This window comes from Chitinophaga pinensis (assembly GCF_007896845.1).
In the GTDB taxonomy this organism is placed as follows: Bacteria; Bacteroidota; Bacteroidia; order Chitinophagales; family Chitinophagaceae; genus Chitinophaga; species Chitinophaga pinensis_C.
Genome location: NZ_VOHS01000049.1, coordinates 1 through 22,177, shown reverse-complemented (window position 1 = coordinate 22,177; position 22,177 = coordinate 1). Strand labels below are relative to the sequence as shown.

Here is a 22,177-nt window from a genome sequence, read left to right as displayed (position 1 = left end):
TACGGATTAAAATTTAACGTTCACGCCTGCATTCACGATACGCTGCTGCGGATAGAATTGTCCGCTGCCGCTGCTACCTTCCGGATCATAATCTTTCACTTTGGTGATGGTGAACAGGTTAAATGCGTTTGCATAGATCCGCACGCCAGCCAGTTTGAGTCTGGAGAGGACATTGGCATTTAATGTATAGCCCAGTTCTACGTTTTTCAAACGGAGGAAAGAAGCATTATTCAGCCAGAAATTATTCTGGTATAAGCCGCCATTGACAGAAGAAGAAGCTCTTTCATCCACTCTCGGATAAGATCCATTTGGATTAGCGGGGCTCCAGCGGTTGTCAGCCCAGCTGCTATAGAAGTTACCGATCGTACCTGATTCCGGTAATACATACTGACTTACACGCGTCTGTCCGGAGAACACAATAGACAGATCTATACCTTTATAATCAGCGCCCATTATGATACCATAGGTAATTTCAGGAATGTTGCCATATTTTGTCCTTGTTGCATCGTCTGCATTGATCTTACCATCCTGATTGTAATCTTCATAGATCAGGTCACCCAGTTTAGCACCTGTCAGATGAGGGTGTTTATTCAGGTCATCTTCTGTTCTGAAAATACCGATGGTATTATACAGCAGATACGTATTCAGTGGTCTGCCGGTAATACGCTGATAAGCCAAAGTACCCGGTGCCTCATCGAGGAAGATGATCTTACTCTTTGCATAAGTAATGTTACCACCGATATTATAATGAAGACCGCTATTGGTCTTATTGTTATACCCCAGACTGGCTTCAATACCGTTGCTGTTCACACGACCGATATTCTCGGAAGGCACCAGCGGCTGACCGCCATTCGGATTCACAATACCGGATAATTGTGGGATAGAAGCATTTCTCAGGGCGAGAATGTCAGAACGTTTCTGCTGGAAATAGATGAATTCCATATTGAAATGTTGCAGGAACTGTGCATTGATACCTACGTCCAGTTTCTTAGCCGTTTCCCAGGTAATATTTGGATTACCCAGTTTGATCAGGTCAATACCCGGTTGAATAGCGCTGCCGATTACGTACTGGTTGTTGAAAGAGTAGTTATCGTAGTACTGGAACAGCCCCACATTATCATTACCCAGAGTACCGTAGGAACCTCTCAGTTTCAGGTCATTGATAAAGCTCACTGACTTGAACCATTCCTCCTGTGATATGCGCCATCCGGCAGATACTGATGGGAAGAAACCGTACTGATTACCCTTCGGGAAGGTAGAAGAACCATCGATACGGGCCTGTGCTTCCAGCAGGTATTTCTCCTCATAATTGTATGCGATACGACCGAAATAGCTCTTTCTGGTGAAGTTATAGCTGTTACCGGAGTTGTTCTTATCTGTAGCAGCTGCTCCACCCTGAGAAAGCTCAGGTGTAGCGGAAGTCGGGAAGTTCATTCTATATGCACCCATACTATCCTGTGCAGTTTTACTCTGCTCGTATGCGACGAATGCACTGATATCATGTTTACCAAATTTCTTTGCGTAGTTCAGTTTGATATTTGATACAATCAAAGAACGGTTCAGTTGTCCCTGTGACAAAGTCGCTGCACCTGCCGCACCACCTACGATCGTCTTGTTGTAAGTATTGGCGGTTTTGTCATACAGGTATACGGAGTACGGCTTGCTGAATGATTTTGCAAAGCTCCATGATTTATCCACCGAGAAGAAACCATCCAGTGAAAGACCATCTACACCCGGTATTGCGTAACTACCTTTCAGGATACCATTGAATACCTGTGTCGGATTACGGTTAGTACCACCAATATCTGTTACCTGTAATACCGGGTTATTATTTTCTATACCGGAAGTAGGCAGACCATTCGGATAACGGGCAGCTACGGTCGGATAAGCACGGTAAATAGAGCGGAAAATATCACCGGCGCCGGTCTGCGGATAGAGACGATCTTCCTGACGACCGGAGAGATAGATGCCTACTTTCAGTCTTTCGGTAACGTCAGCATCGATATTGGAACGGAAGTTATACTGATGATAGTCAGTCACGCCTTCTCTATAGATACCATCTTGTTTGATCATACCGAGGGAAGCGTAATATCTTACGTTGTCGGTACCCCCACTTACGGACAGGTTATGTTGATTCTGCAGGGCCACACTTTTCAGTGCTTCTTTCTGCCAATCTGTATTAGGATAATTCAGGGGATCAGAACCGTCTCTGAATTTCTGGATCTCTGCCGCAGAATAAAGTTGGTTCATACCGCCGGCAGGGCTGCCATAATAACGGATTTCGTTGGTGATCTCCGCATAGGTAGCTGCATCTGCCATTTTAGGGAGTCTGGTCGGTGAAGAAAAACCCTGATTAAAGCTGTAACTGATGGCTGGTTTACCGGTTTTGCCACGTTTGGTGGTTACGAGGATCACCCCGTTTGCCGCACGGCTACCATATACTGCTGCGGAAGCGTCTTTCAATACGCTGATACTTTCAATATCATTCGGATCCAGACGATCCAGTCCACCGATCTGTCCCGGTACACCATCTACCACAATCAGTACGTCATTGCTACCCGGAGTAGCCAGACCACGTATGGTGACACTGGAACCGTCATAACCCGGTTCACCGGAGCGGTTGTTGGTGATGACACCTGAGAAGCGGCCGGCCAGTGCATTGGATACGTTTGGCTGCGGACTTTTAATGATATCGGACCCTTTTACCACAGAAATGGAACCCGTCAGGGTTGCCCTTTTCTGGGTACCATAACCGACAACCACGACTTCATTTACATTCTGGGTGCTGGTCACGAGGGAGACATTAATAGTTGCTCCGCCGCTTTTTACAATAATTTCCTGTGGAGAATAGCCCATGTGATTAAAGACCAGGGTATCACCCGGTGCTGCGGACAGGGTAAAATGTCCCTGTTCATTGGTCAATGTACCCTGATTGGTTCCCTTTACCCGCACACTCACGCCGGGTAAAGCATCCTTTCCTTCAATTACCTTTCCGGTAATACTGGTTTTCTGTGCCTGCAGAACAGGGATCTGGGACAGGGAAAAAAGGAGGATAAGGAGCCATTGCCGTAGTGACACTGCTGTCACTACCCTAGATAAGCATTTTTTCATAACGTACTTTCCTTTAAAATTGACAGATAGTTGGTTATACTATGTTTACGTGGTATTTGTGAGCCTAAATTAGGAGGATAAAAGTGACTCATCGAGGGGGTAAATCACTTAAAAAAGGGGGTATATTCATATTTTACCCCCTATTAATTGTCCACTTTAACAATGTTCAGGTCTTCGTTAAAAGAGTGCCGGTATTTCTTTACATATTCAGACGGATTCATGCCGAACAGTTTAAAAAATTGCTCCCGGAAATATTTGATGTCGCCTATTCCGACCTGAAAAGCGGCCTGATTGACGGTATAATTCTCCCGTAGCATCAAAACAGCTGCTTTCCGGAGACGAATAGCGCGGATAAAGGCATTAATGGTCTGTCCGGAGATGGATTTTACCTTCTTATACAGGCTGGAATGGCTCATACCGATTGCCTGCGTAAAGGTTTTAATAGTAAAATCATCGTTTCCGAGGTTGGCTTCTACGATTTCAATGCATTTTTTCAGAAAATCCTGATATTCAGCAGGGACTTTCAGATCGGTTCGCTTTAAGGTGATGCGGTCGAGGAAGTATTCCCTCAGCAGGTTTCTGTTTTTAATAATCGTCTGCACTTTTACCAGTAACAGTTCATTATCAAATGGTTTGGTAATATAATCGTCTGCTCCGCCTTCTATTCCTTCCAGTCTGGCAGCTGCAGAAGATGCCGAAGTCAGCAAAATAACAGGGATATGGCAGAAAGCCTCTGTTTCTTTTATTTTCCGGCAGAGGGCCAGTCCGTCCATTCCTTCCATCTGGACGTCACTGATGATAAGATCAGGCATGTATTTTTCGACCGCTGCAAAGCCGTCGGTCCCATTTTCTGCCTCATATACGATGTATTTATCTGTGAACAGCTGACGGAGGTAATTCCTTATTTCCGCATTATCGTCTATCAGCAGCATGGATCTCTTTTCCGTGATCAGTTCCTCCGAGGCCACTGGTTTTGCCGGTTTACTATAGACTTCTTCTATTAATTCGTCCAGAATGGCTGATTTCTTTACCGGTTCTTCAATCAGCTGGGAAGGATCAAAGTGGGCGGCGCCTGTCTGCAGATGAATCGAAAAGACGGTACCCTGATGCAGGGTACTTTTGAAAGTGACACTACCCCGGTGATTTTCTATGAATTGTCTGACGAGATACAGACCGATACCGAAACCGGACTGTTTACTATCTCCCTGTTGGAATTTGTCGAAGATCCTGCTCTGCATATGTTCAGGTATACCCGTTCCGGAATCAGTCACCGCAATGGTCACTTCCAGATCGGTACAGGTCACGGCACAGCTTATTTTTCCGCCATCCGGCGTAAACTTGAATGCATTGGACAGGAGATTGAAAAGTGCGATCTCTATCTGTTCATAGTTAGCGTAAATATCGGCGGTCTCATTCGCAGTAATAAATTCATATTGAATATGACGCGTTTCTGCCTGCTGTGTGAAACAGAGGAACACTTCGTTACAAAGTGCGATGATATCGAGACGGGCTACTTTTAGTTCGTCGTCATTACCGGCCTTGCGGAACAGGAGCAGCTGATCAACCAGACTAAGTAAACGTCTGGCATTTCTATATACTACGCCCAACTTTTCATTGTCTTTCAGTTCTTTCAGGGGATTGATGATCAGGGTCAGAGGTGTTCTGAATTCATGGGAGACATTGGTAAAGAAAGAGAGTTTCTTTTCATTGATCTCTTTTTCCTTTTCGCTTTCGAGATGCGCCAGTTTGATCTCATATTTTAGTCTCTCCTGACGGGATTTATATTGAATATATCCATAGATGAGCATGGAGATCAATATCAGATAGGCCATGTAGGCCCAGGGCGTTCTGTACCATGGAGGTAATACGGTTACTTTCAGTAGTTGCAGTTCCTGTCCCCATTTACCGTCAGCGTTGGTCACCCGCACCTTAAATATATAGTGTCCTTCCTGCAGACGCGTATAATTAGCGGTTCTGGCTTCAGCAGCGTCGTTCCAGTTTTTGTCCCAGCCATCCAGCAGATAGGCGTAGCTGATCTTATCCGGAGAGGTATATTCAAGGGAAACGAAATCGAGGGAGATGGCGGCTTTATTATAGGGGATGGTGACTTCCTCTATGTTATCCTGTGAACGGCCGGATATCAGGTCAGTCTGTTGTTCTACCGGACTGTTATTAATCCGGATACCGGTCAGGAATACCGGGGCAAAGCTGCTGCGTTCATAGATGCTGTCCGGATTAAAGATATTGAAGCCTTTGATGCCACCAAACAGGAATTCTCCAGAATGTAGTTTCAGGGCTGCATTGTAGGCAAACTGGTTGCTTTGCAATCCATCCGACCGGGAAAAGTTACGGGAACTGTGCTGTACAGGATCAAATTTTGCCAGTCCGTTGAAGGTACTTAACCAGAGAAATCCTTTATCGTCTTCCAGCAGGCGCAGAATGGTATTGCTGGGTAATCCGCTGGCTTCTGTAAAGCGGGTGAATTTCCCGGTAGTACCATCTACGAGCAGGAGGCCACCACCTTCGGTACCTACCCAAAGGTTCCCGTTTTTATCCTGATGAATCGCACGTACTGTATTGCCTATGGGGAAGATCTGGTGTTGCCGGTGATCCCGGTCTATTTTTATAAGGGAAGAGTAGTTGCCACCCCACATATTACCATCACGGTCTTCTGCAAGACACTGGATATTGACGAGTGTTTTATCGAAGATTTCGAAGTTGCTTTTCTCGCGGTTGAAGAGGTATAGGGTACCATTGTTGGTGGTACTGGCCCATAGTTGTTTCCGGGCATCCTGATAGACACCCCAGACATTATTTTCTTCCGACTTTGTAAAAGGATTGAAGCAGGTGAAATGCTCAAAAGCATCCTTCTGGCGGTTATATCTGTTTAGTCCGCCAAACCAGGTGGCAATCCAGAGATCACCTTGTGCATCCTGCACCATACTTGTTATAAAATTGCTGCTGATAGCACCCGGTGTAGCAGGATTATACTTATAAATTTTAAAGGTGTTATTTTCACGGTCCCAGTATTTTAGTCCGCCGCCATCTGTTCCCACCCAGACGCCTTTCCCTTCACGCTCACAAAAAGACAGGATAAAATTTTCCACCGTCCCGGTAAAAGCGTGTTGTTCAAACAGGCGCTTACGCGCATCAATGATGTTAACGCCTCCCCTTAAGTACCGATCCATTTACGCCCTTCTCTGTCTTCACAGATGGAATAGACCGCATTACTGTTCAGTGCCTGTCCGCTATGTTCTGCTTTACCATCTTTGGCAATGTAGATACCATGACCATCGGAACCAGCCCAGATAGCGCCCTGCTGATCTGCACAAAGGTTGACTATTTTGCTGTTTTCTTCAAGATAATTGGTGGAAAAGGTACCATTGTTATAGCTGAATAAACCCTGATCTGTGCCCAACCAGAGCATTCCTTTTATATCAGATTTCAGGCAGTTGGCCTGCGTGAGTATGCGGCTGATCACTGTCATCTTCGCTGTACGGCAGTCATAGCGGCAAAGACCTACATGTTGTACGAATACATAGGCGGCGCTTTTATCAGGCGTGAAGTCGATGGCTGTCACTTCATAGCTGGTATTATTTTCCAGAGGGATCTGTTTTCCCGTACCGGGCAGACGGTTGAATTGCAGTAAGCCGTTATTTTCAGAACCTACCAATACGAGGCCGTCATTGCCGGCTTTTATGATATGAATATTTCCCTGAACAGGTTTCCCGTTGGCAAAGGTGGCTGCGGAGAAGTGTTCATTTACCGGATTGAACACACTGATGCCTTTCCTGCCACCGATCCATAACCGGTGCTCAGTATCTCCATCAATTGTATAAATCCCGTTATCTATGAGAGACGTGGAATCTCCTATCCTATTCCTATAAATCTTGAATTTGTATCCATCATAACGATTCAGGCCATCATAAGTGCCAATCCACATGAACCCTTTGGAATCCTGATAAACATTTAATACAGCGTTGTTGGATAGGCCATTCTCTATACTGAGGCTTCTCAGTGGCTCACCGGCAGCAAACAGGGAGTTCATTGCAAGGCATAGCCATAACATCATTGTCCACCGCATTATTCCGTATTATTTGTGCGTCAAAATAAGATTTTTTTCTGTAGTCGCATCACTTTCTTGCATATTATTACAAAACCGCGCATTCCTTTATAGATAAAACTTCAAGACACAATAAGTGTCCAAACAACCTTTATGAATTAAAACTTTCTGCCAGAACGGGCTGCGATTACTTATCTTTAAGACAAACCCATATTTACATGAACAACGGAGCAATTAAAAAAGAGGAGATCAAACAGGAAGTATTTGACCTGTATGACGACTATGCCCATAACAGGGTGAGCAGGCGTGAATTCATGGAAAAGCTGTCTGTCTATGCGGTCGGCAGTATTACCCTTCCGGCGCTGATGAGTTTTCTGATGCCGGACTATGTCCATGCGATTCAGGTAAAGGCGGATGATCCACGGCTGAAATCAGAATATGTACATTATAATTCAGCAAAAGGCGGTGGCGATATCAAGGCATTATTATCCCAACCAGCTGATGCAAAAGGGAAGCTCGGTGGTATCATTGTGGTACATGAGAACCGGGGCCTGAATCCACATATAGAAGACGTAGCCAGAAGAGCGGCGCTGGCAAGGTTTATTTCTATTGCTCCGGACGCGTGACTCCTCTGGGCGGTTATCCGGGTACGGACGATCAGGGAAGAGAACTGCAAAGTAAGCGGAACCGCGATGAAATGCTGGAAGACTTTATTGCCGCGTATACCTATCTCAAAAATCATAAGGATTGTAATGGTAAGATCGGGGTTGTAGGATTCTGTTTCGGGGGATGGATTGCCAATATGATGGCCGTCCGTATACCCGAACTGGCTGCCGCTGTTCCTTTTATGGCGGTCAGCCGTCAAAGGAAATGGTGCCACAGATACAGGCCCCGCTGTTGCTGCATTATGGAGAACTCGACACCGTGTCAATGAGGGTTGGCCGGCATATGAAGCTGCGTTAAAAGAAAACCATAAAGTGTATACCGCTTATATCTATCCGGGCGTGAACCATGGTTTCCATAATGACACTACACCCCGTTATGATAAAGCGGCAGCGGAACTGGCATGGAAACGGACAATTGATTTTTTAAAGAGCAGCTTAGCTGATTGTACTTATATGATAGCGAAGGGGTGTCCGCCACATGGCGGGCACCCTTCGTGGTTTAGTATGGCAGAAAAACATCATCAGAAAGGATACTGGCGCATGCCACCATCTACGACAGCTACAGTACCTGTGATATATTTAGCACGGGGGGAAACCAGAAAGGTTGCCATATTGGCCATATCCTGTGGTTCTCCGAAGTCACCGAGGGGAATTTCCTGTGCAGCAAATTGTTGCCGGGCCTCTCCCGGGAAGAACGGGCGGATATTCTCCGTGTCAATCAGTCCGGGCTGCAGACAATTTACCCGGATGCCATATTGGCCCAATTGGGCGGCCAGTTGCTTTGACCAGACCACCAGAGCTGCCTTCGCCACCGCAGAAGCATTGATGGTACGTAACTCATATGTGCTGGCGATATTCAGAATGGCTCCTTGTCTGCGTTCCATAAATTGGGGCAAGAGTGCCTGTGTCAGCTGACGATGATGCCCAAAGTCAAGTGTGAGGGAGGCCTGCCACGCATCCTCTTCTCCGATCACATCCAAAGGGCGGCTACGGCCTGCATTATTCACAAGAATATCAACATGTCCGAATGCTGCCAGTGCTGCGTCAGCAATTGCTTTCGGACCTTCCGGTGCAACAAAATCCTGCACAAAAGTGATGGGCGGAATGCCGCCTGCGGCAGTTATTTCTTCTTTCAGACTATTCAGTAATGATTCGTTTCTTGCAGTGGCAAATACCTTCACTCCTTCTATGGACAATTCTTTTACGATGGAGCGGCCAATACCCTGACTGGCGCCGGTCACCACTGCTGTTTTTCCTTTTAAATACAGATCCATCTTTTCGTTTTTGATTTGACCTGTCAAATGTAAAATGGGTCAGCTGAATAATGTTGTATGACAATCAATTGTAGGTAACGGACAAAATGTCAGGTTAACATGATAAGCATAAAAAAAGCGAAGGCAGGAGCCTTCGCTTTCAGAGATTCTGTTGCTATCGTAAAACGATCTACAGTGATTTTATACCACCGTCGATTGTCAGTTCAGCCCCGATCATGAAGGAGGCATCATCGGAGGCCAGAAAGAGGGCGCCTGCGGCTATTTCTTCTGGTTTACCGATTCTTTTTACGGCTGTCATAGCAGCCATGGCGGATTTCATCATTTCAATCTCTGCCGGAGAAGACGTTGCCTGTTCAAATACAGCGGTATCTATCGGTCCGGGTGTCAGGACATTGACACGAATACCTCTTTCTACCAGTTCAGCAGCAAAGCTTCTGCCTAAAGAGCGGATAGCCGCTTTTGTAGCAGAATAAGACGAATGATTAGGTACACCCACCTCATTGGCAATGGAGGATAATAGTACTACCGCTGCGCCATCGTTCAGGTAATTCAATGATTTCTGGACGGTAAAAAATGTACCCTTAAAATTGATATTGCTTTGTTTATCAAACATTTCTTCTGTAAATGCAGCCAGCGGCGCCAGTATATATGTGGCAGCATTGGCGATAAGGATATCTATTTTACCTACTTTTTCACCGATGGTGCTGTACAGACGATCCAGATCTGAAAGACTGGATGAATCGGCCTGTATACCCCATGCACCATTACCGATTGCTGCTACTGCATCATTCAGGGCAGATTCACGCCGTCCGGTAATGATTACTTTTGCACCTTCTGCAGCAAATAATTTCGCTATTGCCAATCCTATTCCTGCACTACCACCGGTTACCAGTGCCACTTTGTTGTTTAATTTCTTAGCCATGTTTTTTGTTTTTATTGACATGACAAAGGTGGCATCATGGCGACTGCTAAAAAACAAACCAGTTTACAAAATCAGCGTAAACCAGTTTACTTTTTTGCCTGTTTATTCCTGATCCGCGACAGGAACTGCCGTGTCATTCCCAGATAGGAAGCCAGTGCATAAAGCGGGACTCTGGTGGCAATAGACGGATATTCCTGTTGATAATGAAGATATCGTTCCTCAGCGGAAAGGGTCAGGTTCATAATAATACGCCGTTGCAGGAAGGCCAGACTACGCTCATATTGCATTCGGAAGAATGTCTCGTAGATGGGATGCAGTCGTTTTAATTCAGTCTCCTTTTCGTAGGAGATCAGCAACAGGCGGCTTTCTTCCATCGCCACTACGTGCATGGTAGCGGGTTGCTGGTAGACGAAACTATTGACATCAGTGATCCACCATTGTTCAATGGCCAGAGAGATGGTATGGTCATTCCCTTCTTTATCCAATACAAAGGCGCGCAGTGCGCCTTCCAGTACGAAGATCTTGTAGCGGGCGGTGAATCCGGGCTGCACAATATACTGGCCTTTTTTCACCCTTACTTCTTCAAAATAACCGGCAAAGGTGGCGGCGGCGTCCTCTTCAGCCGTTTCTATCCGTTTTAAAAAATAAGCCTTTAGTGTCTCCGTTGCACTGATGTTTTTCATGTACCTTATTTAGCGACTATGCTCAAAGGTAATCACTAACCATTTAACTATGTTAAACACCATTGCTGCCAATTTGCTTGCATATGTTACCCGGTATGACTATCTTCCACGCTTTACCTTTAGACAGCATATGACCGGAACAGCTACCACGACAGCGCCAAAAGGACAGGCGGCGATATTACAGACAAGACAGCATTTTGAAATACTCGACGGACTGAGAGGCGTTGCCGCCGTGTTCGTAGTATTCTTCCACTTTATGGAGGTAATATTTACAGACGCTACTAAGAATTTCGCCGGACACGGATTTCTGGCAGTAGACTTTTTCTTTTGTCTGAGCGGGTTTGTGATTGCCTATGCTTATGACAACCGTATTGAAAAAATAGGGATTGCGGAATTTTTCAAATCAAGGCTCATCCGCCTGCATCCATTAGTGATATTGGGGACGGTATTAGGCTTACTGGCCTTCCTTTTTAATCCGTTCGCAGCAGTACCGGAAACTTATACCTTCGGCCGCATTGCGCTGATTGTGCTGGCCTCCATGCTGATGATCCCATTGCCTGTGATGAGTGAAACTTATTTCAACTTATTCGGACTGAATGCGCCTTCCTGGTCGCTTTTCTGGGAATATGCAGCCAATATTATTTACGGCACCATACTTTGGAGATTTTCTAAAAAAGTCCTGCTGGGCTTACTTCTTGTTGCAGCAATATGGTTGATCTATACTGCCAATAAGGCCGGCAATCTGTTAGGCGGATGGTCAGGTGGGACGTTTTTAGATGGTGGCGCCCGACTCAGTTACTCATTCCTCGCAGGACTGCTGGTATACCGTTACAATTTTATTATCCGCAATAAACTGGGTTTTCCGGGTATGGCAATATTGCTGCTACTGGCATTGCTGACGCCGGTCACAAAAGAACCGTGGCTGATCGAACTGGCGCTGGTGATGGTTTATTTCCCTTTACTGGTGGCATTAGGTGCAGGCGCGCAGGTAAGTAATAAGGCAGTACATAAAGTGTGTGATTTCGCGGGAAAGATCTCCTATCCGCTTTATATGACACACTACATGGTAATCTGGATATTTGCAAACTATTACAACCAATATAAACCGGGTCCTTCGCAACTGGCATGGGTGGTTGGTACCGGTGTTGTTGCATTGGTTGGATTTGCTTATCTGGCCATGGTATGCTATGATATTCCGGTACGTAAATATCTGACAGAAAGAAGGAAGTTAAACAGGCAGGGCTAATTAAATAATATACCCTATCTTCATATTTCAAATATTCTTTACTTGAAATGAACCGTAAGATTAACATCCTGCCCCTGATGACGTTGTTGTGCACTCTGCCTTTTGCAAAGATCAGTGCACAACAGAAGAACCCAACGACAACAACTGCCAGTCAGGCTGATATTAACTCCATCAGAAGCGAATTTAAGCGCATTAACGGGCTGACATTACGCAATGAGAAGTTTACCTATGAAGCGGCCGCCTGTGCGGAAGATGGCGTTGTACAGTATTTCTTTAATGGAAAAGAGATCGTAAAGATCATTGAAACCGGCGCTATCGGAGACGGCAGCTGGACTAAGGAATACTACTATCAATCAGGCAAATTTATCTTCAGCTATGAAGTAGCCATAGGTAGTTCTGCTGACGGACAAGACTCTAAGATCGAGCACCGGCTGTATGTAAAAGATGGTAAGATCCTCCGTTATATGGAAGATCAGAAAGAGATCAAAGCTGATAGTGAAGCGGAACGCGGTGTGCGTGTTGCGGATAAAATACGCAATGCCTACACTACGAAAGAGTTTGCAAAAGCGCTCTGCGAATAGGATTACCGGATCCAGGAAGCGATAGCTTCCATAAAAAGCGTTTGCTGATCGATAAAAGCAGCATGCGAACAATCATCCAGATACCAGACATGATCATTACCCAGCTGGGACTTTAAACGTTCCAGCTGTGCCGGAGAAAAGAGACCATCATCTTTGCCGTAGAATGCGAAGATATTGATATGCTTATTTTTAAGTAACGCAAATTTTGGTGTGATATCGAGCGTGGTATACTTTTCATTACGCAAAAATCCCCGGGCAGCAGTGTTACGACCGTATTGACTGAGGAATGTTAATAAGGTATCCGCAGCTAACTTTTTATTTAATGCGACAGACAGTTCATTTGGATGCGGTGTTTTAAAAAAACCGTTTGTGTGGCAAATGCGAAGCAAGACAACCTGAACTCAATTGAACTGCTGTCCATTTTTTTTGTAATGGCAATATCCCTTAAAGCAGAGGTGTCATTTTTAGCCTTAAAAATGCTGTCTGATTTCGCTATAATAGTTGCGTAGGTATCCTGCAAAGAGAGCAAAGAGCTGAGGAGTACCAGCGAAGATACCTTTTCACTATACTTTTCTGCATATAAGGTGCCCAACACCCCGCCAAAACTATACCCGATCAGAGTTGCTTTTTTAATACTATATCTCCTGTATATCGCATTCAGATCTTTAAAGGTCTGGCGAAATGTATATTTCGCATTATAGTCAACAGAACGTCCTTCTCCCCTTCTGTCATATACAACAACAAAATACCCCATAGCAGATATCTGCTCCGCGGTGGTGATTTCAAAAGAACCCGCATTACTGCCCGGTCCTCCGTGCAAAAAAATCAGTGGTTTATCCTTTGGATCGCCAAAGGTTTTGATATAGGAAGGCTGTGCGTGTATAAAGTTGACAAAAAACAGTATCAGAAAAGACAGCGCCACTAAAAAACGTTTCATCTAAAGCTCTATTGTGCGGGCTAAGTTATTCCAAAATGTGCTTTTCTCCTTACTATTTTTTTGTATGGTTGACATCAGGCAATGGGACACCCAGTATACCGGTTCTGTAGATAATGTGTACGGTATCGAAATCCTTTAATTGTGTGTTGTAGACATAATCCTGCAGGACTTTGTCATGAGACAGCTCCTTTGAGGCAATATCGGACAGAAAAAGGGACTCTTTGGCCCGGGTACTGTCCATCAGAAACTGTACAACATATGTTCTTTCCGTGCCACCGTGCGTAGACAATCTGTTAATGAACAGGGCCGACGCAATAAATACGTCCTGAATACAGAAGAACAACATGGTAAATGTAATGGCTTTGGGTAAAAAACCACCTAATACGATACGGATCCAGCGATGTCTGATAATTGCCACATGATGCCTGTATTTCAACCATAATGCGGCACATTGGTACAGGAAAACGCCGCTGAATACGACCAGTATTGCAGGGAGTAAATAATCGCTTTTGAAAGCACTTATACTCGCCCGGGTGTAGGTCTGCAGCTGCCCCGGTATTACAACCTGCGACATCAGCAGCAGAAAGCAGAAAAATAGTATCCGGTAGCGGTATTTTCTTAAGAAGAGGGCGATTTTCTTCATGAGGCATAGTTTTGCAGACTATCCGAAAATAGCTTTAAAAACCGGTTTTGCATGGTCTGACAGGTTTTTACCCAAGGCAATGAGTAGAAAGACTCAATCCTTACCAGCAGCGTCATCCGGTTGCAAGACAATTTTTAACAAAATATATTTTCGAAAACAAATGGTTGCGCATATATTTGCAACCAACTGGTTTCTTAAAATACGATGAAATGAGACGCGATATATTTCAGGCTATTGCAGACCCGACAAGACGTGCTATTATAGCCCTGCTGGCATTGCAGGCCATGACGCCGAACGGCATTGCAGAACACTTTGATTCGACTCGTCAGGCCATATCAAAGCATCTGCGGATTCTGACAGAATGTGAACTGGTTAAACAGGAACACCAGGGCAGAGAGATTTACTATCACCTTGAAATTCAGAAGATGAAAGAGATCGACAAATGGCTCGAACAATTCCGTAAGCTCTGGGAGATACGGTTTGACCAGCTTGACAATGTATTATCCAACCTCAAAAAAATAAGAAATGAGTAAAGCAATGCTTTTTGATTTTGTGGTAGACAAACCAAACAACAGGATCAAGGTGGACCGGTCATTTGATGCCCCGCTGGATCTTGTATGGACCGCATGGACGGATGCGGAGATCCTTGACCAGTGGTGGGCACCCAAACCTTACCGGGCGGAGACAAAATCTATGGATTTCCGGGAAGGAGGCAGATGGCATTATGCCATGGTGGGGCCTGAGGGAGATAAACAATGGTGTTTGTTTGACTACGAAACAATTCATCCGGAGCAAAGTTATGCCGGTATCGATGCATTCTGCGACGAGAACGGTGTACCGAATCCGGATCAACCCCGTATGCGCTGGAATAATCGTTTCAATGAGCGCCCGGATAATACCACCGTGGTTAATATTGAGGTACAGTTCAATCAGTTGTCTGATCTGGAAACCATTCTGCAGATGGGCTTCAAAGAAGGCTTCTCCATGGGACTGGAAAACCTCGACGCTTATATCAGTGCCCGGAAGAAAACCCGGTGAAAAACATATATTACGCCATTCTATAGCCACTGCTCTCAGTGGCTTTCTTTTTTCCTACATTCGCATTCTTCAAACGCCAGACGCATGATATTGCACAAAAAATTGTTACCCATCGCCTTAACGGCGGCCCTGATCAGTGGTGTGACGCATCGGAGCCATGGACAAAAACTGATAAAAGATCTGTATGTTGATAAAGAATGGTCGGCAGATTACCAGCCATTCCGTATAGCCGGGAATCTCTACTATATCGGCACTTATGACCTTGGCATGTTCCTTATTACAACTCCCAAAGGACACATTCTCATTAATACAGGTGTTGCCGGTTCAGATACACTGATCAAAGCACACATGAAGGCATTGGGGTTCAATTACAAAGATATCCGGATCCTGTTGACCACGCACGCGCATTATGATCATGTCGGCGCCATGGCGGCTGTTAAACAACAGACACATGCCAACATGATGATCAATGAGAAGGATGCCGCCCTGCTGGCAGATGGAGGTAATTCTGATTATGTCATGGGTGGTAAAGGCCGTATGTTTCTGCCGGTAAAAGCCGATCGCCTGTTACACGATGGCGATTCTATACAACTGGGAGGCATGCATATTGTGATGCGGCATCATCCGGGCCACACACCCGGCGCTACCAGTTTCCTGTTTGACGTAAAAGACTCTGTACGTACTTACAAGGTATTAATCGCCAATATTCCTTCTATACTGAACGACACAAAGCTCACAGGCATGCCGCTCTACCCGGAAGTGGGTAAAGACTATGCGTATACGCTGAAAGCCATGAAAGCATTGCAATTTGACCTGTGGCTGGCTGCCCATGCCAGTCAGTATGAGTTGCATAAAAAACATCAGCCGGGCGATGCATATAATCCGTCTGCCTTCAGCGACCGCGCCGGATATGACGAGACGCTGGATGAATGGCAGCAGATATACGACAAAAGAATCGCTAGTGATCAAAATCCGCACTGATAGAAATATCTTTCAGTTGCTCCAGTTCTTCTTTCATAGCATTCAGTTTTCTGGCTGCCCGGAGATATGCATCTCTTCCCAGAAAGAGATGTACCGGAGGTGCTGTTTGTGCGGCCAATGCAATGAGTATAGTAGCTGCCCGACCGGGATCTCCCGCCTGTTGTCCGTCGGTAGATAAATATTGATCCTGTGTTTTTTTCACCAGTTCATATCCCTCTATATCCGAAGTACTTTTGGAAAGAGAACCGGGTGTCAGAAAGCCTGTGCGGAAACCGGAGGGTTCTACTATGGTTACTCTGATCCCGAATTCACTGACCTCTTTCGCCAGTACTTCTGAGAATGCTGCCATTGCCGCCTTTGTGGCTGAATAGGCAGCCCATCCGGGCGCACCTGCAAAACCGGCGACAGAACCAATATTGATGATATATCCGGATTGCTGGCGACGCATTACCGGCAATATATGTTTCACTACTTCTATGCCGGCTAATACATTCACCGCAAAGAGATTGCGAATATCTTCCTCTGTTGTTCCTTCCACCGGGCCTGTCATACCATAGCCGGCATTGTTCACCAATACATCAATCCTGCCAAAGGCGGTCAGTGTCCGTTCTATTGAATCGTCTATACAATCTGTATTATTCAGATCGACTACCAGCGGCAGAAATCTTTCATTATCTACGACGCCTACGGCCTTACTCATTTTATGTGCATCGCGGGAGGTGGCTGCCACCCTGTAACCATTGGCAAGCAATGTTTTTACAAGGGTCAGTCCCAGTCCCTGGGAAGCTCCTGTCACATACCAGACTTTTGAATTGTTCATCTTATTATGTTTTACAATTACACTCAACAATTACCTGACAACAACTCATCCATGCAGTATCTTCCTTTCAGGCATGCGATCATCTGTCCCGGAAATCCCGGTAATAGTTACGCACTGTAAATATTCAGCTGGTGATTACATGCCCTGTTCCACGCTAAGATCCGCTTCCCGGGCGCTAAGAGACTGTTGCAGCACTCTGCGGTTTATCTTATTCCGCCAAAGCAGGCTGTCGTTTCCTCCAGCAGTGATTGCATCAGTATGGCGGCTTTTTTATGTTTTAATAAGGGGGCAATCTGACCACCCCAGAAGTAGATCATATCCCACTGTTCTTTTTCAATAGCCGCTTTCCGCAGAGACGACATGAATGTTGTCTGCAAAGGAAAGGGTAAAAATCCTTTAGTATCCGGGGTCAATGCTGAAGTGATCCTGTTGGCGATTCCCCTGCCCAATCTGCCTGTAAAGGCACGTGTCAGTGTGGTGTGTCTGGCGGCATCAGTAAACAGCATTTCCCGGTGTAAAGGTGTCGCATTTGATTCCTCACAGGCGAGGAACGCGGTACCTATCTGTACAGCGTCCGCTCCCAGCGTTAAAGCAGCAGCAATTCCTTTTCCGGTGGCAATTCCACCGGCTGCGATGACCGGCGTTTTCACCTTTTCCCTGATCAGTTGTACCAGTACAAAGGTCCCGGTGGTGGAAGCCTCAGCGGATTGCAGGAATGAGGGCCGGTGTCCACCTGCTTCAAATCCTGAAGCAATGATCAGATCTACGCCTGCTGCTTCCAGTGCGATTGCCTCATCCAGTGTGGTAGCGGCGCCTATGGTCAAGATACCCTGCAGGTGGCATTGCTCCAGAATATCTGCGGATGGGATACCAAACATAAAGCTGAATACCGGCGGCTTCCGGTCGAGGATCACGGCTACCTGATCTTCAAACCGTGAGCGGAAAGGCCCCGGCTTTTCAGGCAACGCAATACCCAGCTGGTCGAAATAAGGCTTGAAAAGCGCCTGCGTGTGTTTAAACTGTTCGTCTGAAACAGTACCGTCAATGGCATCTGTATCATTCACCCACAGATTAATATTATATGGTTTGCCGGTGGCTTTCCTGATCTGTTCATCCACGGCTACGATCTCCTGCGGACTCATAGAATAGGCACCAAAACCGCCTAATCCACCCGCATTTGATACAGCAGCCACCAACTCCACCGAGGACAGATTACCGCCAAAAGGCCCCTGTAAAACAGGATATTCAATACCTAATAATTCCGATGCTTTTGTCTGATACCACATAACGGCTGCCATTTATTTGCTGATGTCGCTGATCATCTTGTTAACAATTACCCAACGACCGTCAATTTTATGAAAAGAAAGGAATTCGTCGTACAGGAAATCGTACATTTTTACCATGACCCGGGCAACTGCGATCGAATTGATGATATCAATTGAAACGATCTTTCCTTCGAAAGGTTTGCCGGAGTCTTTCGGGCTTTGACGGTTTTTCACCCCTGTCAGATACGCTTCCCTGTCTTTGGCGTAAGGTTGTCCTTTTACGTCTCCGAACAGCAGCGTACCCGGATGAAGTAAATTGCCCAGTTTATCAGTATCGCCCACATAAATGGCTTTAAAATAATCATTCTCCAGTGCCTCTGCAATAGCGAGGGAATCTTGCTTATTATTTTCCATCTTACCAGAATTTTGTGCTTTCAGTGCGGGAATGAAACCGAACAGCAAAGCGGCCAATAAAAGCTTTTTCATGATTAATTTAATTCAGGTTATGACCAGCGCCCATACCACCATCTACATTGATAATAGTACCGCTGATGAAATCATTTTTGGCAACGGCATATACCATCTGTGCCACATGTTCCACTTCTCCTACCCTGTTCAGCAGATGGATACCTGCACTCTGGTCTGCATCAGCACCATGCATCGGTGTACGGATCACACCCGGAGCGATGGTATTTACACGGATATTCTGTTTACCAAATTCAGCTGCCAGTTGCAGGGTCAGTGAATGGATCGCGCCTTTGGAAGATATCGGTGCTGTGGATGGTGCTCCTCCCAATGCATGATAAACCAGTGGCGTACCAATATTAATGATCGTACCATCTTTTTGTTTAAGCATCTGTGGCAGGATCGCCTGTGTAGTAAAGAATGTACCTTTCAGGTTGGTATTCAGGAAACGGTCAAGATAAGCTTCGTCTACTTCCAGAAAAGGTTTGGTTTCATAGATACCGGCGTTATTCACCAGTACGTCTGCGCTGCCGAATCTTTCCAGTGCCACTGCCAGCAGGCGTTCACCGGTAGCTTTATCTTTTACATTCCCGGCTACCATAGCCAGATTTGCACCTGCACCCAGTTCCTGATATACCTGTTCCAGCTTATCTGCTGTAGAGGAATTAATCACTACATTGTCGCCTTTATTTAAAAAGTAACGTGCGACTTCTTTCCCTATACCTGATGAAGCGCCGGTTACGATAATTGTTTGCTTTTTCATCTTAATATTTTTTATAAATGATTGAATGTTTTTCAGTCTACTTTTTGTCTGCTGTTATCCCTTTCTCTCTGAGTACTGATACCTGTTCTCCTGCAAAGCCCCAGTCATCCAGTTCTATTTCCTGAATCACGACGTGTGTCAGCTGCGGATCTTTATTCAGGACATTCGTCATCAGATCTGTCACCCCTTTGATCAGGGCCTGTTTCTGTTCTCTTGTAACACCTTCACGGGTTACTTCGATCTTTACGTAAGGCATGATGATAAGTTTTGAGCTAAAGCTGCTTAAGCAGCTTTAGCGGTTAAGGTGATGGATAATTCGAAGTCGTTGTAGATCAGGGTATCACCCAGGTCTTTGAAGAAGTTGCCGGAGCGGAAACGCATATCGTATCGGGTACGGTCAATGATAATCTTACCGCTGGCTGTCAGCTGAGCGCCATTCACAGTTACATCAGCATCAAAGCTGACAGGATGAGTGATACCTTTGATGGTCAGGTTGCCGTTTACGTGTTTACCTGATACGGCAGTGATCACCAGTGTAGCTTCCGGATATTGTTGGGTAGAGAAGAAATCGTCAGAAACAAGGTGACCAAGAAACTGAGCGTTGGTGGCCAGATCGGCAATGTCGAGTATTTTAATAGAAGTTGTGTCCACTACGAAGGTACCGCCTGTAAGCTGGTTACCATTCAATGTCAGTTGACCTTCTTTGATGGCAATAGTACCATTGTGAGCGCCGGTTACTTTTTTACCAACCCATTCAATATTGCTTTGTGCATTGATGATCTGAAATAATTGATTTTCCATTTTATTTGTGTTTTGTGTTTTATCGTTTTGATTACAACACAAATGTCCGTCGGAAAATCGGGGCCATCACGTGATCTACATCACATCTGCAATTATGTGATCCAGATCACTTTTCAGGGGTATACAGGCGGCTGAGGGTTTCCCGGGATACCCCGAGGTAAGCGGCTATGAGGTTTTTGGGAACAATGTTATACAGCTCCGGATAGAGCGCCATCAGTTCTTCGTAGCGGTATCTGACATTATTATTCATAAAGGATAACAGCCTTTTCTGGCTGGCGACATAGCCCTTATTGGTTCTCCAGCGAAAGAAGTATTCTACATGATGTATTTCCCGGCATAGTTTCTCCCTGTCTTCATTACTCAGACAAAGCACTTCAGCGTCTGTAATACAGTCTACATTGACAGTCGCTTTATTACGGCTATACAGCGCGTTATAATCGGAGGTCCACCAGGTTGGCATTGCAAACTGAAGGATGAACATTTTCAGTTCGTCGTTGATGAAGAAAGACTTCAGACAACCGGAAAGTACGAAGTACTCACAGTTCACCGGAGTACCCTCGGTGATGATGGTCTGCCCTTTCTTATACTGCTGATATTGGAAGTGAGAAAAGATATAGTCAAATTGCTCCTCTGTGAGCGTCGTTACTTTGCTGACGTGTGTCTTTAAGATTTCTTTTGCAGCTGTGATATTCATATACCGGCTATCGCTTTACAGGGCTAAAGGTAGGAATTATAAGACAAAACCCTTAAATTACAATCGTTTATTAACTCATTCAGACACTTAACCCGCTGAATACGCCATAGTGACCCAAAAATCAGTTCGTGTATGCTCGTCAGTAACAAACATTTTACGCCTGTTATAGGACTCGATATTCACATTGTTATACTATTTGGTTTTCCCATTCCGTTACCGCATCCTTATATTGGTCTGGTAGTCGATCCGATGGACTATATCCCCTTTATCGGGGCTACAACCAAGGTAAATCACGTGCCTCGTGGTAAAAGCGATACCTCCGGCCTTATTATCATATTATTTCATATTCCGATGGGAGGTCCCTTTCTGCTGGCACCCATGATCGGACATGATTCGGTGAATTTTTTCGGCAGCAAGACAGTGAAAGTAGAAGGCAACCTCATGAGTCCATCAGGTCACATGCTGATGACCTGTAATGACATCGGTATCCCGCTTTCTCTGCAACCGGGAAAGAAGCTGAAACCTATTCCCAGCATGTACCTGCCCACCTCTTTTTCTATACCCCTCTCTTTTGGCAAACCAGTCATGGTAGGTGGACCTTACATACCGGATTGGGCAGGCGCATTGCTCAATCTTGTCATGTCTTTTGGTTTTGGCGCGTTGATGAAAGGATTGGGCAAAGGGTTAAAGAAACTGGGAAAGGCCGCTAAAAAAGCTAAAAGAAAGATCACTGATTTCAATCTCGCCCGGCAGCAGAGTCTCGGCAGTAACAAACTCAGCGGACTCCTTTGTAAAATGGGTTTTGAACCTGTAGATCTTGTACAGGGAATTGTCGTATATGAGGGTACCGACTTTGAAATGACCGGTCCGATACCGCTCACCTGGGACCGCTGCTGGAATAGCGATAGCACCTATCAGGGGCCCCTGGGGCATGGTACTCATCTGAGTTATGACATGCGTGTATTGGATTTTGCAGCCGAAGAAGCAAGCTGTTTATTGTTGGGGGACGGTCGTCGCGTCATCTTTGACAGACTTCCTTATCCGGGTGACAGCGAATTTGATCGTTCAGAAAGGATGACACTCACCCGGACTGATGCTGATGAATACCTGTTGTTTAATCATCAGGAGCGCCTCTTTTATCATTTCCGCTCATTACAACCCGGCGATAACCAGCTACCGTCTTTATTCCCATCAGCGATGAGGCGGGTTTTATGATCAGCTTTCA

General features: G+C 45.5%; 24 protein-coding genes and 1 pseudogene. 9 read left to right on the top strand and 16 right to left on the bottom strand.

The genetic code is table 11. The features are described 5' to 3' along the window. Positions 1 to 6: 6 nt before the first annotated feature. From FEF09_RS26140 to FEF09_RS33785, 3 genes are all read right to left on the bottom strand, one after another. Positions 7 to 3,111 (bottom strand): SusC/RagA family TonB-linked outer membrane protein, encoded by a 3,105-nt coding sequence (locus FEF09_RS26140; protein ID WP_146307840.1) that lies wholly within the window; start codon positions 3,109 to 3,111, stop codon positions 7 to 9. Between the two features lie 143 nt (positions 3,112 to 3,254). Next, a complete protein-coding gene (locus FEF09_RS26135) occupies positions 3,255 to 6,299 on the bottom strand; it encodes a hybrid sensor histidine kinase/response regulator transcription factor (protein ID WP_261387787.1) in 3,045 nt (1,014 codons plus the stop codon). After that, complete coding sequence (locus FEF09_RS33785) at positions 6,284 to 7,183, bottom strand: two-component regulator propeller domain-containing protein (protein ID WP_261387786.1); 900 nt, start codon at positions 7,181 to 7,183, stop codon at positions 6,284 to 6,286. Before FEF09_RS33785 ends, FEF09_RS26135 begins: the two co-directional genes overlap by 16 nt. Positions 7,184 to 7,392: 209 nt before the next feature. Here FEF09_RS33785 and FEF09_RS33780 point away from each other — a divergent pair, with 209 nt between their 5' ends. The 3 genes and pseudogenes from FEF09_RS33780 to FEF09_RS33770 form a co-directional block, all read left to right on the top strand. After that, the gene (locus FEF09_RS33780; RefSeq protein WP_261387785.1) at positions 7,393 to 7,800 is read left to right on the top strand and encodes a dienelactone hydrolase family protein; all 408 of its coding nucleotides are present in this window, start codon (positions 7,393 to 7,395) and stop codon (positions 7,798 to 7,800) included. Continuing rightward, positions 7,797 to 8,108: a dienelactone hydrolase family protein gene (locus FEF09_RS33775; protein ID WP_261387784.1), complete on the top strand. Its 312-nt coding sequence runs from the start codon at positions 7,797 to 7,799 to the stop codon at positions 8,106 to 8,108. The genes FEF09_RS33780 and FEF09_RS33775 overlap by 4 nt, the downstream gene beginning before the upstream one ends. Next, a pseudogene (locus FEF09_RS33770) lies at positions 8,005 to 8,259 on the top strand (dienelactone hydrolase family protein); the annotation flags it as partial. The gene FEF09_RS33775 and the pseudogene FEF09_RS33770, both read left to right, overlap by 104 nt. A gap of 101 nt (positions 8,260 to 8,360) precedes the next feature. On the opposite strand, the gene FEF09_RS26125 reads toward FEF09_RS33770, so the two are convergent. The 3 genes from FEF09_RS26125 to FEF09_RS26115 all read right to left on the bottom strand — a co-directional run bounded on the left by FEF09_RS26125 (position 8,361) and on the right by FEF09_RS26115 (position 10,718). Then, positions 8,361 to 9,113 (bottom strand): SDR family NAD(P)-dependent oxidoreductase, encoded by a 753-nt coding sequence (locus FEF09_RS26125; RefSeq protein ID WP_146307839.1) that lies wholly within the window; start codon positions 9,111 to 9,113, stop codon positions 8,361 to 8,363. 169 nt (positions 9,114 to 9,282) lie between these two features. Further along, the gene (locus FEF09_RS26120; RefSeq protein WP_146307838.1) at positions 9,283 to 10,035 is read right to left on the bottom strand and encodes an SDR family oxidoreductase; all 753 of its coding nucleotides are present in this window, start codon (positions 10,033 to 10,035) and stop codon (positions 9,283 to 9,285) included. Between the two features lie 86 nt (positions 10,036 to 10,121). Then, a complete protein-coding gene (locus FEF09_RS26115) occupies positions 10,122 to 10,718 on the bottom strand; it encodes a Crp/Fnr family transcriptional regulator (RefSeq protein WP_146307837.1) in 597 nt (198 codons plus the stop codon). A gap of 49 nt (positions 10,719 to 10,767) precedes the next feature. On the opposite strand from FEF09_RS26115, the gene FEF09_RS26110 reads away from it, so the two are divergent. Together FEF09_RS26110 and FEF09_RS26105 are read left to right on the top strand one after the other, a co-directional pair. Continuing rightward, entirely contained in the window at positions 10,768 to 11,964 is a 1,197-nt protein-coding gene (locus FEF09_RS26110) for an acyltransferase family protein (protein WP_146307836.1), read from the top strand. 47 nt (positions 11,965 to 12,011) lie between these two features. Beyond that, positions 12,012 to 12,545, top strand: coding sequence for a hypothetical protein (locus FEF09_RS26105; protein ID WP_146307835.1), 534 nt, complete (start codon positions 12,012 to 12,014; stop codon positions 12,543 to 12,545). Between the two features lie 2 nt (positions 12,546 to 12,547). Here FEF09_RS26105 and FEF09_RS26100 read toward each other — a convergent pair whose 3' ends face one another. The 3 genes from FEF09_RS26100 to FEF09_RS26090 form a co-directional block, all read right to left on the bottom strand. Next, positions 12,548 to 12,790, bottom strand: a complete 243-nt coding sequence (locus tag FEF09_RS26100) for an alpha/beta fold hydrolase (RefSeq protein ID WP_146307834.1) — start codon at positions 12,788 to 12,790, stop codon at positions 12,548 to 12,550. A gap of 74 nt (positions 12,791 to 12,864) precedes the next feature. Continuing rightward, positions 12,865 to 13,482 (bottom strand): alpha/beta fold hydrolase, encoded by a 618-nt coding sequence (locus tag FEF09_RS26095; RefSeq protein WP_146307833.1) that lies wholly within the window; start codon positions 13,480 to 13,482, stop codon positions 12,865 to 12,867. 52 nt (positions 13,483 to 13,534) lie between these two features. Then, positions 13,535 to 14,125, bottom strand: a complete 591-nt coding sequence (locus FEF09_RS26090) for a hypothetical protein (RefSeq protein WP_146307832.1) — start codon at positions 14,123 to 14,125, stop codon at positions 13,535 to 13,537. Positions 14,126 to 14,334: 209 nt separating this feature from the next. On the opposite strand from FEF09_RS26090, the gene FEF09_RS26085 reads away from it, so the two are divergent. From FEF09_RS26085 to bla, 3 genes are all read left to right on the top strand, one after another. Next, on the top strand, positions 14,335 to 14,658 hold the full coding sequence (locus tag FEF09_RS26085) for an ArsR/SmtB family transcription factor (RefSeq protein WP_146307831.1): 324 nt from the start codon (positions 14,335 to 14,337) through the stop codon (positions 14,656 to 14,658). Beyond that, positions 14,651 to 15,163 (top strand): SRPBCC domain-containing protein, encoded by a 513-nt coding sequence (locus FEF09_RS26080; protein ID WP_146307830.1) that lies wholly within the window; start codon positions 14,651 to 14,653, stop codon positions 15,161 to 15,163. The genes FEF09_RS26085 and FEF09_RS26080 overlap by 8 nt, the downstream gene beginning before the upstream one ends. Before the next feature lie 84 nt (positions 15,164 to 15,247). Beyond that, positions 15,248 to 16,144: a subclass B3 metallo-beta-lactamase gene (gene bla / locus FEF09_RS26075; RefSeq protein WP_222597151.1), complete on the top strand. Its 897-nt coding sequence runs from the start codon at positions 15,248 to 15,250 to the stop codon at positions 16,142 to 16,144. On the opposite strand, the gene FEF09_RS26070 is transcribed toward bla, so the two are convergent. The 7 genes from FEF09_RS26070 to FEF09_RS26040 form a co-directional block, all read right to left on the bottom strand. Next, complete coding sequence (locus FEF09_RS26070; RefSeq protein ID WP_146307829.1) at positions 16,122 to 16,964, bottom strand: SDR family oxidoreductase; 843 nt, start codon at positions 16,962 to 16,964, stop codon at positions 16,122 to 16,124. The two genes, bla and FEF09_RS26070, sit on opposite strands and share 23 nt — an antisense overlap. A gap of 203 nt (positions 16,965 to 17,167) precedes the next feature. Further along, positions 17,168 to 18,250, bottom strand: coding sequence for an NAD(P)H-dependent flavin oxidoreductase (locus FEF09_RS26065; RefSeq protein WP_146307828.1), 1,083 nt, complete (start codon positions 18,248 to 18,250; stop codon positions 17,168 to 17,170). 12 nt (positions 18,251 to 18,262) lie between these two features. Continuing rightward, a complete protein-coding gene (locus tag FEF09_RS26060; RefSeq protein WP_146307827.1) occupies positions 18,263 to 18,715 on the bottom strand; it encodes a nuclear transport factor 2 family protein in 453 nt (150 codons plus the stop codon). Between the two features lie 7 nt (positions 18,716 to 18,722). After that, positions 18,723 to 19,457, bottom strand: coding sequence for an SDR family NAD(P)-dependent oxidoreductase (locus tag FEF09_RS26055; RefSeq protein WP_146307826.1), 735 nt, complete (start codon positions 19,455 to 19,457; stop codon positions 18,723 to 18,725). Positions 19,458 to 19,494: 37 nt separating this feature from the next. Continuing rightward, a complete protein-coding gene (locus FEF09_RS26050; RefSeq protein WP_146307825.1) occupies positions 19,495 to 19,713 on the bottom strand; it encodes a tautomerase family protein in 219 nt (72 codons plus the stop codon). 26 nt (positions 19,714 to 19,739) lie between these two features. Next, entirely contained in the window at positions 19,740 to 20,258 is a 519-nt protein-coding gene (locus tag FEF09_RS26045) for a YceI family protein (RefSeq protein WP_146307824.1), read from the bottom strand. A 106-nt stretch (positions 20,259 to 20,364) separates the two neighbouring features. Further along, a complete protein-coding gene (locus FEF09_RS26040) occupies positions 20,365 to 20,952 on the bottom strand; it encodes a Crp/Fnr family transcriptional regulator (protein WP_146307823.1) in 588 nt (195 codons plus the stop codon). 132 nt (positions 20,953 to 21,084) lie between these two features. Between FEF09_RS26040 and FEF09_RS26035 the strand changes: the two genes are divergently transcribed. Further along, positions 21,085 to 22,167 carry a DUF6531 domain-containing protein gene (locus tag FEF09_RS26035; protein WP_186774538.1) on the top strand — a complete coding sequence of 361 codons (1,083 nt, stop codon included), beginning with the start codon at positions 21,085 to 21,087 and terminating at the stop codon, positions 22,165 to 22,167. The last annotated feature ends 10 nt before the right edge of the window (positions 22,168 to 22,177 follow it).

What these genes read in the sequence shown, in the direction of transcription:
- FEF09_RS26050 (WP_146307825.1), bottom strand. Translation starts at nt 19,713, where the DNA reads ATGCCTTACGTAAAGATCGAAGTAACCCGTGAAGGTGTTACAAGAGAA.
- FEF09_RS26090 (WP_146307832.1), bottom strand. Translation starts at nt 14,125, where the DNA reads ATGAAGAAAATCGCCCTCTTCTTAAGAAAATACCGCTACCGGATACTA.
- FEF09_RS33785 (WP_261387786.1), bottom strand. Translation starts at nt 7,183, where the DNA reads ATGATGTTATGGCTATGCCTTGCAATGAACTCCCTGTTTGCTGCCGGT.
- FEF09_RS26040 (WP_146307823.1), bottom strand. Translation starts at nt 20,952, where the DNA reads ATGAATATCACAGCTGCAAAAGAAATCTTAAAGACACACGTCAGCAAA.
- FEF09_RS26065 (WP_146307828.1), bottom strand. Translation starts at nt 18,250, where the DNA reads ATGTGGTATCAGACAAAAGCATCGGAATTATTAGGTATTGAATATCCT.
- FEF09_RS26055 (WP_146307826.1), bottom strand. Translation starts at nt 19,457, where the DNA reads ATGAAAAAGCAAACAATTATCGTAACCGGCGCTTCATCAGGTATAGGG.
- FEF09_RS26095 (WP_146307833.1), bottom strand. Translation starts at nt 13,482, where the DNA reads ATGAAACGTTTTTTAGTGGCGCTGTCTTTTCTGATACTGTTTTTTGTC.
- FEF09_RS33780 (WP_261387785.1), top strand. Translation starts at nt 7,393, where the DNA reads ATGAACAACGGAGCAATTAAAAAAGAGGAGATCAAACAGGAAGTATTT.
- FEF09_RS26120 (WP_146307838.1), bottom strand. Translation starts at nt 10,035, where the DNA reads ATGGCTAAGAAATTAAACAACAAAGTGGCACTGGTAACCGGTGGTAGT.
- FEF09_RS26115 (WP_146307837.1), bottom strand. Translation starts at nt 10,718, where the DNA reads ATGAAAAACATCAGTGCAACGGAGACACTAAAGGCTTATTTTTTAAAA.
- FEF09_RS26110 (WP_146307836.1), top strand. Translation starts at nt 10,768, where the DNA reads ATGTTAAACACCATTGCTGCCAATTTGCTTGCATATGTTACCCGGTAT.
- FEF09_RS26045 (WP_146307824.1), bottom strand. Translation starts at nt 20,258, where the DNA reads ATGGAAAATCAATTATTTCAGATCATCAATGCACAAAGCAATATTGAA.
- FEF09_RS26105 (WP_146307835.1), top strand. Translation starts at nt 12,012, where the DNA reads ATGAACCGTAAGATTAACATCCTGCCCCTGATGACGTTGTTGTGCACT.
- bla (WP_222597151.1), top strand. Translation starts at nt 15,248, where the DNA reads ATGATATTGCACAAAAAATTGTTACCCATCGCCTTAACGGCGGCCCTG.
- FEF09_RS26085 (WP_146307831.1), top strand. Translation starts at nt 14,335, where the DNA reads ATGAGACGCGATATATTTCAGGCTATTGCAGACCCGACAAGACGTGCT.
- FEF09_RS26060 (WP_146307827.1), bottom strand. Translation starts at nt 18,715, where the DNA reads ATGAAAAAGCTTTTATTGGCCGCTTTGCTGTTCGGTTTCATTCCCGCA.
- FEF09_RS26140 (WP_146307840.1), bottom strand. Translation starts at nt 3,111, where the DNA reads ATGAAAAAATGCTTATCTAGGGTAGTGACAGCAGTGTCACTACGGCAA.
- FEF09_RS26135 (WP_261387787.1), bottom strand. Translation starts at nt 6,299, where the DNA reads ATGGATCGGTACTTAAGGGGAGGCGTTAACATCATTGATGCGCGTAAG.
- FEF09_RS26070 (WP_146307829.1), bottom strand. Translation starts at nt 16,964, where the DNA reads ATGAACAATTCAAAAGTCTGGTATGTGACAGGAGCTTCCCAGGGACTG.
- FEF09_RS26035 (WP_186774538.1), top strand. Translation starts at nt 21,085, where the DNA reads ATGCTCGTCAGTAACAAACATTTTACGCCTGTTATAGGACTCGATATT.
- FEF09_RS26125 (WP_146307839.1), bottom strand. Translation starts at nt 9,113, where the DNA reads ATGGATCTGTATTTAAAAGGAAAAACAGCAGTGGTGACCGGCGCCAGT.
- FEF09_RS26080 (WP_146307830.1), top strand. Translation starts at nt 14,651, where the DNA reads ATGAGTAAAGCAATGCTTTTTGATTTTGTGGTAGACAAACCAAACAAC.